This window comes from Shewanella seohaensis (assembly GCF_023283775.1).
Lineage (GTDB): Bacteria > Pseudomonadota > Gammaproteobacteria > Enterobacterales > Shewanellaceae > Shewanella > Shewanella seohaensis.
The window spans coordinates 108659-123067 of the sequence record NZ_JAKILE010000016.1 but is presented as its reverse complement, the minus strand read 5'-3'; the positions used below and the strand labels follow the sequence as shown (position 1 = coordinate 123067).

Sequence of the window (14409 nt, the reverse complement as noted above, 5' to 3'; positions counted from 1 at the left end):
TCGATAGTGTTATAAGCCGAAGACCACTTTTTCACTCTTTAAGGATTTTTCCATACCGAACGCCAAGACGAGGGCGATGGCTAAGGTGCCGAGCGTCGATACCAGCAGTTGCAGCATGCTCATGTCCTTACCTTTGATAAAGTCCATCAGCGCCTGTTGCTGACCGGATACTGGCAACCATTGCAGTATGTCCGGCGCTATGTTGTAGCTGGCCGCCATCGATAGCGCCAAGGGCACAAACAACACCATGGTCAGGTAGGACTGGGCTTCCTTAAAGGTTTTCGCCATAAAGGACACAAACAATTGCAGACAGGCGGCCATCAGCGCGACGGGAATACCGACCAGTAACATTAGCGCCATAAATTCATTGGTGATGCTGACGCTAAAGCCGAGTTCCTGCCAAGGCACGAAGGTATAGGCGACCTTAGACACCAGTAAAATCAACACTAAGCCGAGCAGGGCAAACAGGCCGACGGCGATGATTTTAGAGAGCACTAACTGGCGTGTGGTCAGCGGATGGCTGAGTAACAATGCCAAGGAGTTGCGCTCACGCTCACCGGCGCTGGTGTCGATGGCCAGATTCATCCCCGAGATAAACACTGAATAAATCATAGTGAAAATGGCGATGCCTAAGATCATCCCGCCCTTAGAGTCGGTCGTGGCTTGGTCATGCACATTCACTTTCAGTGGCTGCACCACTCGAGGGTCGATGCCACGGGCGATTAAGCGTAGGCTACCCATTTCGGCGCTGTAGGCCTGCAACTGTTTCTCTAAGCGACGAATCGAGTTTTGCAGTTTTTCCTCTGAGTTATCGGCCACGATAGTGATCTCGGCGCCTTTGCCTTGGTTCATCTGCTTGGCATAGTCAGGGCTGATAATCAGCTCGATGGCTTTCAGATCCTTAGTGCCTGCTTCGCCTTGGGTAATGCCCTTGTTGGACAAAAATCTCACTAAGTCCGGTGCTTTGTCGGGGTTAGTGATGCTGATTTTGAGATCGTCTGGGCTAGTCAGCTGGCCGATAAGCACCATAAACAGGCCACACATGATCAGCGGCGTGCCGATGGCGTAGTAGAGGCCCGCCATCACAGAGCGTTTATCGCGGGCGGCGTCTATCAGTTCCTTGCGAACCATTGCGATGATTTTGTTCATGATTATTCCTTATCCCAAGTTTGTCTGTTCGCCATGAGGTCGAAGCAGGCGTTATCGCAATTTGTGTGAGCGTTAATGCTGTGAGTCATCATGCGGCAATCCCCTCATCGGTGCCGATCAGCTGGATAAAGGCATCTTCGAGTGAGGCCTTGCCCGTTTGCGCGCAGAGCTGTTCAGGGCTGCCGATGGCGACCACTCGGCCCTGCGCCATCACGATTACTTGGTCGCATAATGCTGCGACTTCCTGCATCACATGGCTGGAAAACAGCACACAATGCCCTTGATTCTTAAGGTCGATAAGAATGTCGCGCAGCAAGCGAGTGCTCATTACATCGAGTCCACGTGTCGGTTCGTCGAGGATAATATTGCTCGGGCTGTGGACTATGGCCTGGGCAAGGGCGGTCTTCATTCTTTGCCCTTGGGAGAAGCCTTTACAGCGGCGGTCACTGATATCTTCGAGGCGCAATTTGGCGATGACATTATCGGTGGCCGACTTGGCATCGCTCGCGGATAAACCGCTGAGTTCGGCAAAGTAACGGATATATTCCCGCGGTGTTAAGCGCTCATATAGACCGAACGGGTCGGGGAATAAGCCTAACTGCTGCTTAGCGCCAATCGGGTCGATGGCAACGTCGATACCTTCGATTTCCGCCGTGCCAGTGTCGGGCTTTAACAGGCCGAAAATCGTGCGTAAACAGGTGGTTTTACCCGCGCCATTGGGGCCGAGCAGGCCGGTGATCTGGCCGTTTTCGGCCACGAAGCTCAAATCGTTTAGGGCCTGCACTTCGCCGATGCGCTTGGAAAGATGGGATACTTTGATCATGACTTACTCCTTGGCTCCAGTACTGGGCTTATCCTTGGACTTATCTTTGGCAGAGTGGGTTGCGGCTTCGGTCGCGAGTGGCTCAACCGAGCTGGCATTTAAATAGAAGCTACGGCGCACATCCTTCTTCAAACATTCACCATCGAGATCTTTGACCGAACCAGTACGGACTAACTCGGCGATTAAGTTATTGGCACAGGACTGATAGGCCACGCCATGCGTGGCGTATGGCGCGACAAAGTGTTTGGCGTTAGTGAGTTTTTCCATCGCCAGCTCTCCCCAGCTCGGTGGGGTTGCTGGGTCAATTTCGCCCGACAGCAACAGTGTGGGGATATCGCTCTTGATAGGCTCGCTAAAGTTGGCATCGACCGCAGGCACCTTCCACACAGAGCACGAGGTTTCGAGGCTTTCGAGCATGGTTTTGCCGACATAGGAGTTTTTGGCCTGTTCACGCATCGCCGGAGTGATGCGGTGCATGTCTTCTCCGCAGACGACTGAGGCGTGCATGCCCATCGCCATACCCGCATTATCCGTAGTTAAGGCAAATAACCCGAGTAATGGTTGGTAGTTACCCTTAGCGGCCTGATGAATCGCATGGGGCACTAAGGCGCGCACATTGGTTTGATACAGCGCCATGCGGATAGCGCCGTAAAACTTTGAGCGCGTCATAGTGAGTAGGGTCTTTTCTCCCGTAACAGGGTCGTGCACTTGCTCCATCACTGGCCCTTGGCTGAGTTTAGCGACCACTTGGTCAAACTCGGCCTTGAGCTCAGGAAACTCGGCATGGCAGGCCGCGGTTTCTTGGCAATCTTTAAACAGTAAGTCAAAGCCGCGCTCAATTGCCGAGCCGATTTCTAATACGCTCTGCTGCATTGGCACTATGCCGTCTAAGGTGACAGTGGCTAGATGCTCGGGATACAAACGCATATAGAGTTGCGCCATACGCGTGCCGTAGGATATGCCGTATAAATGCAGTTTTTTGTAGCCTAAATGGGCGCGTACGGCCTCGAAGTCTTTGACGGCATTAAGGCTGCCGTATTGGGTGACATCGCTACCCGTCAATTGATCGCGGCATTTTTGCGCCTCGACCAAGGTATCGACATTATCCTCGTCGATGGCGAGCGGAGATTGCGGGCCTGAATCGCAGTTCAGTGGATTCGAGCGGCCAGTGCCCCGTTGATCGATAAGCAGAATATCGCGCTGCTGGCGCACTTTGTTCAGCATGCTATCGAAGCCTGCCGCGTTATCTATGGCCGATTGACCTGGGCCGCCGGCGATCGCCAGTAAGGCCTCTTCGTGGTTGACGTTTTTCACCGCGGGCAAGACCACATAATGCACTTGGATCTGTTTGCCATCGGGCTTATTGGGGTTTTCCGGCATAGTGACAAAGCCGCAGTTTAAGCGGTCCGACACGCCCTCAACATAACAGGTGTTGGCGGATTCAGTGGGCTTTACTGAGTTGTCGCTCGCCCAAGCCGTGGCGCTACCCATGGCGAGCATCAGCGCACTCAATCTGATGATGCTTTTGCTTAACTTGCCCGAGTGCTGGCGCGTATCAACGCGCTTCATTGCCACGTCAGCGCTGGCATTATGGGACTTCCTGTGGATCATGCTATCTATCATGAGCGCTTTCCTTTTTGCATTTCAGGATGAGTGTGTTACTTTAAATATAGTGTATCGGTGTATCAATGTATTAATACAGTGTGTAAAGACTAATGTTAGAACTTTTAAATGTCAACCCCAGCAGTGGTGAGCCAATTTACAAGCAATTACACGAGCAAATCGTGCGCTTGATTGTGGGCGGCCAGTTGCAAGAGGAAGACGTATTACCCTCAGTGCGCCAAATTGCTGAATATCTTGCGGTCAATCCGATGACGGTGTCCCGCGCGATTCAGCAATTGGTCGATCAAGGTTGGCTAGAGCGCCGCCGTGGTCAGGCGACTAGGGTCGCCGCGCGTACCGAGGCGATGGAGTCGGGCGTGAGTCTGCTCGAGCCGCAATTAGATGCCTTGCTGGCGCAGGCAAAGCAGCTGGGCGTGAGTCTGCCCGAGTTACTGCAATTGATTAATGAGCGTTGGTAGCCTGAGTCGAGCTAAGCGAAAACGAGAATAAAAAGGACGCAATTCGATGGACCAAGACTGTACCCCAATACTAGAGTTTTCTAACGTAAACAAAGTGTTTCGTGGCAAAGGTGCCAGCGAAAAACGTGCGCTCAAGGATCTGACCTTACGTTTATCGGCCGGTATGGTGGTCGGTCTATTGGGACAAAACGGTGCGGGAAAATCGACCCTAATGCGCTGCGCCTTGGGGATCCTCTCGCCGGACTCTGGCGAAATCCGCACCTTAGGCGAAACGCCGGAGCAGCTTTCTTCTGCCGCTAAGGAACGACTCGGATATGTGCCGCAGCAACCCTTTGGTTATGAAGGCTTTACCGTTGAGCGCGCCCTCGATTTACACCGCAGTTTTTATCCCCACTGGGACATGCAGTTAGAGCAGGATTGGCTCACCCGCTTCGAATTAGATGTGACTCAACAGGTACAGCGCCTGTCCGTTGGTCAGCGTCAATCCTTAGCCTTGATCATGGCGATGGCCTATCGTCCCGAGTTGCTGATCCTCGACGAACCCGTGGCCAGCCTCGACCCGATAGTCAGACGCAAGTTTATGGTCGATTTGTTCGACTTGGCACTCGAATCTGGCTCGGCCGTGTTGTTTTCATCCCATATCACCTCAGATTTAGAACGGGTCGCGAGCCATGTCGCCCTGATTAAACAGGGCGAGTTAGTGCTGTTTAAGGAGATTGATGCCCTGCGGGAAGAGGTGCGTTTAGTCAAGCTCGCGGAGGGCGCCGAGTTACCTGAGCAGGTGCGTATCCTCAGCCGCGATGGCGATTCTGTGCTGGTGGATAGGGGCGATGTGGAGCTTAATTTGCCTGGCGTGCAGCGCAGCGAAGCGCTGAATTTGGAACAACTCTTTGTGGAGCTGCACAAATGAGTGCCGCGAAACCCATAGTTGAATCAACGACCCGCATTGGCAATAGCCATTCGCTCAATCCCTTTAACGGTATGCTGCGCCTGTGGTTTTTTGATGTGGGCAGCGTGAGTTTTATAGGCACAGGTATATTTGGCTTGGCTCTGAGCGTGTTAGCGGGATGGGCGGGGCAAAAAGCGAGTTTCGATATTTTTGTCACTATGGGGCTAGTGTCTACCTCGGCAGCGGTGGCATGGCAGCTGATCCGCCTGATGGCGAGTGAGTGCTCCATCTTAATCCCCCGTTATCGGCAAAATATTTTTATCCAGTGTGAAGTGATGCTGATAGGCGCCTTTAGCCTTGCGGTGTTGCAATGCGTGCTGTTTGACCTGACCGATACTCTGTCGTTACTGGTCTTTGCCCAAGGGATAAGCCTAGGGTTTATCTTGCTGTGCCTGCGGCAAACCCAATGGTTTTACAGCTCATTTTTACTGTTTATCTTAGTGCCGTTTTCCAACGAGTTGGCGGAGCAAGTGCCGTTGTGGCTGAGCATCATAGTGCTGTTTGTGTTAGCCGCTTTGATTTGGCGCCGATGCTTAGTGTTACCTTGGCGGGTAGAAGCGCGTAGTGTGTATCTTAACGGCTTGGAAATGGGCTGGTTTTGGCTGCCCAGCCTGCAATCCATACGGATCTTGACTCGGTTAGAGCGTTATCTGCATCCGGTTAACTTCTTTATCGGTCCTATGCTGACCGTGTTGCTGCTGTTGCTCCCCGTGTTAACCATTGGGCTTGGGATCGTCTCCCACGAGCTGCATTGGAACTTCCCGGTGTTACTGCTATTGGCACAATTTAGTGTGATTAGTTGCTCGTTAGTGCATTGGAGCCGCGTACAACGCTCTCGGGCGACTGAAATGCTGCTGTTGATGCCAAGCTTCGACGGCCGTGCTGGCTTAGTAAAGGCCTTTGGTCGTGGTCAACAGCGCTTGCTGCTTCTGCTCAGTTTGAGCGTGTTAATCTGCAGTCTGTTTGTCACTTGGCTTGATGGTGATTTGAGCTTGCCTCTGCTGGCGCACATAGTGATGAGCACGTATTGGGCCTGCGCCTTAGTGTTAGGGCTAGGTTGTTTGTGTCGCCGCGTATTGCAGGTGAGCCTGACCATGCTGGTGGTGCTCGGGCATTCGCTCTGGGTGTCTATTAGCCTCGCGGCGCTGCAACACGAGGGCAGTCTGCTCTATTGGTCGCTGGGTAATCTAGTGCTACTGATCCTTGGTCAAATCGCACTGATTTGGGGCAGTAAAAAGCTCTGGCAGGGTGATATTACTGGGCTCTAATTGCCCTGAAATGGCGTGATTTGGGCGACATTTGCACAAGATTAGAGCAAAAACTCTTAGTTTTTGGCTTGCCTTCAGGTAGAATGCCGCAAAAGCGGTACACTTGTAAGCTAAAAGGTGAGTCACTCATGTCTCTCGAACAATATCACGTAATTCGACTATTACAGCAGCAAAGCCAGTCATTAAAAGAGGCTATAGCGCTGGAAGGTTTTGAAATGGCTGCGCCTTGGCATCAAGTCAGTTGGCAGGCATTTGATCAAATCAGCCATAAAATTGCACAGGTGTTGATTGAACTTGGCGTACAAGTGCAAGACCGTTGCGTGATCCTGTCGCAAAACTGCCCTCAATGGACCTGTGCCGACATAGGTACCCTGAAAAGTCGTGCCGTTGTGGTCCCCATTTACCCGACCAGCACCTTAGAGCAAGCCAGCTTTATCATTAACGATGCGGCGGCTAAGGTGATTTTTGTCGATGACGCTAAGCAATATGCGCTGGCCTGTGAGCTGCAAAAACAGTGTCCGACCCTAGAGCATGTGATTGTGTTCGACGCGAGTGTTGAGCTGGCGCAGGACAAGGCTCAACATCAGCATTTAGACAGTTTGTTAGCCAAAGAATATGGCCAGAGTGCTGAGCTTGAGCAGCGCTTAAAGGATGCCAATCTCGACGACCTGTTAACCCTAATTTATACCTCTGGTACCACGGGCGACCCTAAGGGCGTGATGCTGGATTACCGCAATATGGCTTCGACTGTGCGTCAGCACGATCAGATCCTGCCGTTTACCACTGGCGATGTGTCGTTAGCTTTCCTACCGCTAAGCCATGTGTTTGAGCGTGGTTGGAGCTTCTACGTGCTGTGCCGTGGCGGCCACAACGTGTATCTGCAAAACACTCAAAGAGTGAAAGAGGCCATCAGCGCCGTGCGTCCGCATACCCTGTGCGTGGTGCCGCGTTTCCTCGAGAAGGTTTACAGCGCAGTGCAGGATAAGGTCGCTAAATCCGCCGAAGGCCGTAAAAAACTGTTCGCCTGGGCCATGGGCGTCGGCGAGCGTCAGTTTGAGGTGAGCCAAGGCCGCGCTAAGGGCGGTTTGTGGTTATCCTTGCAATGGCGTTTAGCGCACAAGCTGGTTTACAGCAAGTTGCAAGCCGTGCTCGGTGGGCGCTTAAAGTTTATGCCCTGCGGTGGTGCCGCCCTCGATTTAAACGTAGCGTCTTTCTTCCATGCTATTGGTATTCCGGTACTTTGTGGTTACGGCATGACGGAAACGAACGCTACTGTGACCTGTAATACCCTAGATAACCGAGTTGCGGGTTCGAACGGTAAAGTCTTACCCGAAATCGAGGTGAAGCTAGGTAAGGACGATGAGATTTTAGTCCGTGGCGACACTGTGATGCGCGGTTATTACAATCGCCCCGAAGATACCGCAGCAGCCTTCGAAGATGGCTGGTTAAAGACAGGCGATGCGGGACGACTCGATGCCAATGGCAATTTATTTATTACCGACCGCATCAAAGAGTTAATGAAAACCTCCAACGGTAAATACATTGCTCCGCAACGGGTTGAAGGCACTGTGGGCCGTTGCCCCTTTATCGAACAAGTGGCTGTGATTGCCGATGCCCGTAACTATGTGACGGCGCTGATTGTGCCAGCCTTTGAATCCCTCGAAGCCTGGGCCAAGGATAAGGGCTTAAAATACGAGTCGCCTATCGAGCTGCTACGTCACAGCCATGTGGTTGAACATTTCGAGCAGCGCTTAAAGCATTTGCAGCAAGAGTTGGCGGGTTTTGAGCAAATCAAAAAGTTTACCCTGCTGCCTGAAGCCTTTTCGATGGAGGCGGGATTAATCACCCCGACGCTGAAATTGCGCCGCAAAATGATTTACCACAAGTACGCCCATGAAATTAATGCTATGTACAATAATTGATTGTTAAATCTTTGATCCTAAAAGGCCGCTTAGCGGCCTTTTTTGTGTTTGCCACTTCCTGAAGCTGCCGACTTCGCTTAAAATTCGCCCCGCTTACTGGTGCGCACGAGGCGCAAGGTGTCGGTGTAAAGGATAGTTAAATGGAACTTTCGATTCGTCGTTTATGCGCCGCAGTTGGTGCGGTGTTGCTCTCTTCTTTTGCGGTTATTCCTGCTGCACTTGCGGCGGAATATGACAAAATGGTTCACGGTCCCGTGGATCTTCCCTATGGCCAATGGCTCAATTTTTATCAAAAAGATCAACAGGTATGGGGCGAAATGCTCTACGGCGATGCGCCTGGTGTGCGCATTGACGATTACGGCCGCGCCGAAATCGTGGCGGTGTTTTACTATGACTTCGACAAGGGCGGCACCAAAGAGGTGATCGTCATGCTCAAGGATGCCGATGGCCAGCATCTACGGGGTTATGGTTTTGAGGGCGAGGAGTTGACTAAACTGCCGCGCCTGCAAGCCGTGCTCGATGAAGTCGCACCCACCATTAGCACCTTTACCGTCGTCGGTGTTCGCAAAGTATTAAGCCAGTTGCCACCGCAGCAGTACCGTATGACCTATGAGGCTGAGGGTGTTCAAGATGCTGACATCAAAGCGATTCTTGATGGTACCTCAAAACTCAAACCGACCTTAATTGGCTATCGCAATTCTGAAGGTTCGGCGACGGATATCAAAAGCGCAGTGGAATACAAGCTGCGCTATCCCCTGACTCGCACTGATAAGGATGCCGAGGGGCGTGAACGAAAATACAGTCTGGTGGCAACCTTTGATCGCAGCGCCTACGTCGAAGAAGATAACAGCTTTATGCTGGTGGCCATTGGTTATGAGGCCGACGACATCGATTGGCTTAAAAATGGTGGCGAGAAAATCCCGCGAACTGGGCCTTTTTACGAATTTATGAGTATGGGCAGTACTTGGGCTGGCGTTGCCAGTGAAGCCCATTATGTGCAGGGTGAGCTTGATGGTCACTTTGCCGCCTACGATGCCCGCAATGGCAGTGTGATGTATGCCGGTGACTATAAGCTGGGTAAGCAAGTGGGTAAGTGGATTGAAGCCGACAGCCGTGAAACCTATTGGGAAGGCGAGTACCTCGACGGTAAGAAACAGGGTAAATGGGTGTTGCAGTCCATGATGGATGATGCCGATAACTACGGCTTTATTCACTACAACAAGGGCGTGCCCGATGGCCCGAGTGAAATCTATACCCCAGATTACGATTCCAGCACCGAAGGCGCGAAGAAGTTGTCCGAAAAGGGCATTTATCTCAATGGCGTAAAAGATGGCGAGTGGCTTGAGTCCGATGGCAGCAAAGGGCAATACCAAAAGGGCGTAAAACAAGGCGCTTGGGTGGAAAAGGTTACCCAGGGGGATTATCGCTTTCAAACCGGTGAAGGCAGCTACCTCGATGGTAAACGTTCAGGCACTTGGGTATATATTCGAACGCCCGATGAGAACGATGCTTTTACCACTAAGCAATCGGTGACTTATCTCTACAAGACCGAAGTCAACTATGAGAATGGCCTACGCCAAGGTGAGGCTAAGCTATTCAATAAAGATAATTTTATGTTCGCCCTTAAACATTACGATAAGGGCCGCCTCCATGGTGAAAGTCTATGGTATTCCGCCCCGAATACCGTCAGCAATGTAGCTAACTATCGTCAAGGGGAGTTGGATGGCCCACAAATGTGGCTCGAGCCTAACGGCGATCTGAATGAGCTGAGTCAGTATAAGTTTAATGACGCCGTAACACTTAAACCCTCGCAGGATGAATGCATGATGCGAAAAGAACCCTACGCAGGCGATTGCGAGGGCGTATTAAGCGTAAAAAATGCTGAAACTAGCTCGATTAAAGACGGTGAGCAGCGAGTGTATCGCGGCGGCCAACTATCCGAATTAACTTATTACACCAATGGGGCGGTTCATAAAGAATATCGATTCGATTCTAACGGTCGCTTAATGTCCTTGCAGACTTATAAAGCGGGTCAGGAATATGGCCCAAGCATCCGCTATTCCACTGACGGCGGCTATTCGCTCGTCCAATATGGTCATCTTATCAATAACCGTCTTTCAGGCCCCCATTACACTTTCTATCCTAACGGTCAGTTAAAGAGTTTGTGGAACTATTGCCAGCAAGAAGGCGAAACCTGGAACGGTGAACCTTATTTCTGGGATAACGCCATTGCGCGTTGTGGTATCCAGCGGGAGTACTTTGATAATGGTGCCGTGAGTTGTATCGAGGATCTCGACAGCAATTATGCCGTGGATAAAGTTTGTTACGACCAGAATGGTAAGTTAGCCAGCGAAATGCTGCGTATCGATGAGCAGCATGTGGTGCATAAGCGCTATATCAACGGGGTTATCTATCAAGAGGAACCCGGATTCTCGGATTTTTCCCATGTGACTAAGGGGCGCAAAATCTATCACTTAGAGAACCCTAAAAGCCATGGTGTGTTTAAGTCCTACGACAGCAGTGGCAAGCTGAAATACGAAAAAATATTCGATATGGGTAAGGCTGGTTGTATGAAAAAGTACGATGCTAACGGCAAGCAAACCCCAGAGACCGCGAGCTGCCAGTTCTAGCATCGCGCTTCTTATTTCTGTTAGGCTTGGTGGGGATAAACGGGGCAAGTGCCTTGTTTATCCCATTCACAGCATAAAAGTATAAGAACAACAAAAGGGAAGTTTGCATGTCAGTCACCGAATACAGCCTCGAAATTCACCCAAGATTTACCGAAACCGATGGTCTAGGCCATATCAACAACACAGTGATCCCCGTATGGTGCGAGGCGGCGCGCACGCCAATCTTCGAGATTTTTAATCCTGAGTTGGATTTGCATCAGTGGAACCTCATAGTGGCAGGCTTTACCGTGGCCTTTATCGCGCCGACTTATTACGGCAAGAGTGTGACGGTGAAAACCTATGTCAGCCGTATCGGCAATAGCAGCTTCGAGCTGACTCAAACCTGTTGGCAAGCGGGTAATAAAACCGCCGAAGTGAAAACCACCTTAGTGCACTACGACTACAGCTGCGAAAAGAGTCGCCCCATCCCAGAAGATATTCGTGAAATCCTAGCTAGCCTGAACGGCGAAGCTGCATAAGTCTGATATTCGCTTTCACCGCACAATTGCAATTGCGCGGTGAAAACGTTAACGTGGCGGCCGCAAATGTGATGCGGATCACTTATCCGCGCCTTTATTCCTTCCGGCCGGATTTAGCATGAGATTTTACTTCACCCGAATGCGTTCTAAGGACATCTGTCCGCCACGACAACCCCTGAAAAAGATCGTTTGGTCATGGGTAGGGGCCTTTTGCGGCATTTACTTAGTCGCCAGTCTCGCCAGTTATATGGGCGATAATCTACTCGGCACCATGTTTGTGATTGGCTCATTTGGGGCGTCGGCGGTATTAGTCTATGGCGCGCCGCTGGCAGAGTTTTCTCAGCCACGTAACTTGATTGGCGGCAGTGTGTTATCAGCACTGATTGGTGTGGCTGTTTATCAAGTGTTTGCCGATTATATGGTGCTCGCGAGTGCGCTAGCCGTATCACTAGCCATCGCATTGATGTATTTAACTCGCACGCTGCACCCACCGGGCGGCGCTACGGCATTAATTGCCGTGATAGGCGGCGAGAACGTGCATCAACTCGGATTTCTCTATGCGTTGATGCCTGTCTTTCTCGGCTCACTACTGTTATTGCTGGTGGCGCTGGTCGTGAATAATCTCTCCACCGATCCCAAACGCCACTATCCAGTCTATTGGATTTAGCACACCTGTTGCGAAGCCTGTTATTTCAAAAACTTTTGCACATACCAACAGCTGGCTGCTATCTCAAAATCTTGGGCTTTGGCCCATTTTAGGCCATGGCGGACTAAACGTTCGGCAAGGCCTTTGCCGCGTAGTTCGTCGGGCACAAAGGTACGGTTAAAGTCGATGTGCTGGCCATTGAGTCGGTATTCCAGCACGGCTTCATGCCCGTCAACGGGGATCACAAAGCGTTGTTGATCCTGTTGATGCTCAACAACGACTTCTATTGGCGCTTTTTCTGACATACAGCATCCCTCTGATATGGCCTAAAGTGTTATGGCAATGTTGCCATAGACTCGGTAGCTTAAGCTTGCTCGTGTTGTTTAAGAATGGCGAGTAATTCCGTGGGAAGCTCGGCTTTTTGACCAGTTTTAAAGTTAAACATCACAGCGACCGAAGTGCCTAAAGTCGTTATGGCCTGTTGCTGCTTACTAAAGGCCTGATAATGCATGGTAAATCTGTCGCTTTGAATATCGCTGATACTCACGCTGACCAATAGCGTATCGGGGAAGGTTACTGGACGTTTATAGCGGGCCTGATTTTCGCTAATCACTGGACCAACACCGGATTTATACAGGGCATCGAGTGGAAAGAGGCGGTTGAAAAAGTCGATACGTGCGGTTTCAAAATAGCGGAAATAGACCACGTTGTTGACGTGTTGCAGCGCATCCATTTCGCCCCAAGCCACGGGGATTTCGGTCACTATAGGGTGCTGTGCGAGAAACTTTTCCATTGGACTTAGTGTTGGACTTTCCATTGCATTACTCATAGTCAAAAGCTCTAGTTAAAACGCTCGTTTAAGGCAGCCAGACTAGCAGTATAAAGTGCGAGCGACAAGCCTAAAGCGCGGTGATATGCTGGCTAAGGCTTGGAGGTTTATGATGATTTTTTCAATTATTTTAATGGATTAAATACTATGTATATTGGTGCTGTGGCGAAGCAAACTGGCCTGTCGATCAAGGCGATTCGCCTCTACGAGGAGTGGGGACTGATCAGTGCGCCGATCCGTAAGGGGCGTTATCGCACTTATAGCGCAATCGATATAAAGCAGTTAATGCTGATCAAAGAGGCCAAAACCTTAGGTATTAAACTCTCGCAACTTAAAGACTTGTTTACCGAGGGTGAGCAGGCGGCGCAGCTTGAGTCTGTGCAGCAGTTTTTATTGAATATCAAAGCCGATTTCCAGCGGCAGATCAGCGAATTAGAAGATAAATTAGTCAGGCTCGATGCATGTATTGATGGTTTGGATACCTGTGAATCCCGCGCCTAATTGCAGGCTTGACTCTGCCCCTAGGGGCAGAGCTTAAGCTGTTGTCATATTGAATACTCAAGGTTTTTACTATGACAAAAAAGATTCTGGTGATTTCTGGTCATCCCAAACCCGATAGCCTGTGTGAACATTTAGCCGACACTTACGCCAAGGCCGCTGGCGAGTCGCATTCGGTGCGTCTGTTAAAGCTCAGCGAGTTGGAGTTTGAGCCTAATCTGGTGCAGGGATACCATCAAGAACAGCCATTAGAGGCGGATTTGCAACGCTTTCAGCAGGCCATTCTCTGGGCCGAACATGTCGTGATTGTAGTGCCCATTTGGTGGGGCAGCGTACCCGCCAAGTTTAAAGGGTTAATTGATCGAACATTTTTACCCGGTTTTGCTTTTCAGTATCAGCAAGGGAAAACCTTTCCTAATCGGCTGCTCGAGGGGAGAACCTCACGTATTATCATGACCATGGATACGCCGCCTTGGTATTACAAGTGGTTCCAGGGCGCGCCCGCCCTAAAGCAATTAGATATCGCGACGTTAGCTTTTAGTGGTTTTAAGTGCGCCAAGAGTCAAATGTTGGGGCCAGTGATCAATGCCAAGGCGCAACAAGTGCAAAACTGGCAAGCGCAAGTTGAACGGCATGGCAGGTTGGGGCGTTAATCAAAAGGAGCTTAAGTGATTAAACAAGTTGGCAATACTCAGATCCAAGCAAAACATCTCGCCAGTTGCCACTGTGGCGCTGTGGTGTTGGAGTTATCGCTGCCCAATGGCATTGAAAAGCCGAGGCGCTGTGATTGCTCTATCTGTCGGCGCAAGGGGGCTATCGTCGGCTCAGTGCCGCTGGCGGGATTGAAGATTATCAAAGGCGAGACCGTATTAAAGTGCTACGAATTTAATACCAAAACGGCCAAACATTACTTCTGCTACGTGTGCGGCATTTATACCCATCATCAAAGGCGCTCTAATCCCAATGAATATGGCTATAACCTTGGTTGCCTCGAAGGCGTTAATCCTTATGAATTAGGCGATGTGCCGGTTTGCGATGGGGTGAATCACCCGGCGGACAGGTAGATTTGATTTGCCAGATAAACAAAAAGCGACCC

Annotated in this window: 15 protein-coding genes; 10 read left to right on the top strand and 5 right to left on the bottom strand. The window is 50.8% G+C overall.

Annotation, left to right across the window (positions count from 1 at the left end; translation table 11 throughout):
- Positions 1 to 9: 9 nt before the first annotated feature.
- The 3 genes from L2713_RS17495 to L2713_RS17485 all read right to left on the bottom strand — a co-directional run bounded on the left by L2713_RS17495 (position 10) and on the right by L2713_RS17485 (position 3541).
- Positions 10 to 1149, bottom strand: coding sequence for an ABC transporter permease (locus L2713_RS17495; RefSeq protein ID WP_248968750.1), 1140 nt, complete (start codon positions 1147 to 1149; stop codon positions 10 to 12).
- Between the two features lie 88 nt (positions 1150 to 1237).
- On the bottom strand, positions 1238 to 1972 hold the full coding sequence (locus tag L2713_RS17490) for an ABC transporter ATP-binding protein (protein WP_248968749.1): 735 nt from the start codon (positions 1970 to 1972) through the stop codon (positions 1238 to 1240).
- Between the two features lie 3 nt (positions 1973 to 1975).
- Complete coding sequence (locus L2713_RS17485; protein WP_380823602.1) at positions 1976 to 3541, bottom strand: alpha/beta hydrolase; 1566 nt, start codon at positions 3539 to 3541, stop codon at positions 1976 to 1978.
- A gap of 146 nt (positions 3542 to 3687) precedes the next feature.
- Between L2713_RS17485 and L2713_RS17480 the strand changes: the two genes are divergently transcribed.
- The 7 genes from L2713_RS17480 (at position 3688) to L2713_RS17450 (ending at position 12007) form a co-directional block, all read left to right on the top strand.
- Positions 3688 to 4053: a GntR family transcriptional regulator gene (locus L2713_RS17480; RefSeq protein ID WP_011620909.1), complete on the top strand. Its 366-nt coding sequence runs from the start codon at positions 3688 to 3690 to the stop codon at positions 4051 to 4053.
- Positions 4054 to 4099: 46 nt separating this feature from the next.
- Positions 4100 to 4963 (top strand): ABC transporter ATP-binding protein, encoded by an 864-nt coding sequence (locus L2713_RS17475; protein ID WP_011715359.1) that lies wholly within the window; start codon positions 4100 to 4102, stop codon positions 4961 to 4963.
- Complete coding sequence (locus L2713_RS17470; protein ID WP_248968747.1) at positions 4960 to 6270, top strand: ABC transporter permease; 1311 nt, start codon at positions 4960 to 4962, stop codon at positions 6268 to 6270. Before L2713_RS17475 ends, L2713_RS17470 begins: the two co-directional genes overlap by 4 nt.
- Before the next feature lie 128 nt (positions 6271 to 6398).
- Positions 6399 to 8192, top strand: coding sequence for an AMP-dependent synthetase/ligase (locus L2713_RS17465; protein WP_011715361.1), 1794 nt, complete (start codon positions 6399 to 6401; stop codon positions 8190 to 8192).
- A 140-nt stretch (positions 8193 to 8332) separates the two neighbouring features.
- Positions 8333 to 10822, top strand: a complete 2490-nt coding sequence (locus tag L2713_RS17460; protein WP_248968746.1) for a toxin-antitoxin system YwqK family antitoxin — start codon at positions 8333 to 8335, stop codon at positions 10820 to 10822.
- Positions 10823 to 10929: 107 nt separating this feature from the next.
- Positions 10930 to 11340, top strand: coding sequence for an acyl-CoA thioesterase (locus tag L2713_RS17455; protein WP_011624719.1), 411 nt, complete (start codon positions 10930 to 10932; stop codon positions 11338 to 11340).
- A 118-nt stretch (positions 11341 to 11458) separates the two neighbouring features.
- The gene (locus L2713_RS17450; protein ID WP_089066628.1) at positions 11459 to 12007 is read left to right on the top strand and encodes an HPP family protein; all 549 of its coding nucleotides are present in this window, start codon (positions 11459 to 11461) and stop codon (positions 12005 to 12007) included.
- Positions 12008 to 12027: 20 nt separating this feature from the next.
- On the opposite strand, the gene L2713_RS17445 is transcribed toward L2713_RS17450, so the two are convergent.
- Positions 12028 to 12291 (bottom strand): GNAT family N-acetyltransferase, encoded by a 264-nt coding sequence (locus tag L2713_RS17445; protein ID WP_011624720.1) that lies wholly within the window; start codon positions 12289 to 12291, stop codon positions 12028 to 12030.
- 59 nt (positions 12292 to 12350) lie between these two features.
- The gene (locus L2713_RS17440; RefSeq protein ID WP_041416664.1) at positions 12351 to 12779 is read right to left on the bottom strand and encodes an acyl-CoA thioesterase; all 429 of its coding nucleotides are present in this window, start codon (positions 12777 to 12779) and stop codon (positions 12351 to 12353) included.
- A 183-nt stretch (positions 12780 to 12962) separates the two neighbouring features.
- On the opposite strand from L2713_RS17440, the gene L2713_RS17435 reads away from it, so the two are divergent.
- The 3 genes from L2713_RS17435 to L2713_RS17425 all read left to right on the top strand — a co-directional run bounded on the left by L2713_RS17435 (position 12963) and on the right by L2713_RS17425 (position 14377).
- Positions 12963 to 13316 (top strand): MerR family transcriptional regulator, encoded by a 354-nt coding sequence (locus tag L2713_RS17435; protein ID WP_248968745.1) that lies wholly within the window; start codon positions 12963 to 12965, stop codon positions 13314 to 13316.
- Between the two features lie 71 nt (positions 13317 to 13387).
- A complete protein-coding gene (locus tag L2713_RS17430) occupies positions 13388 to 13966 on the top strand; it encodes an NAD(P)H-dependent oxidoreductase (protein WP_248968744.1) in 579 nt (192 codons plus the stop codon).
- A gap of 15 nt (positions 13967 to 13981) precedes the next feature.
- On the top strand, positions 13982 to 14377 hold the full coding sequence (locus L2713_RS17425; RefSeq protein ID WP_248968743.1) for a GFA family protein: 396 nt from the start codon (positions 13982 to 13984) through the stop codon (positions 14375 to 14377).
- Positions 14378 to 14409 lie beyond the last annotated feature (32 nt).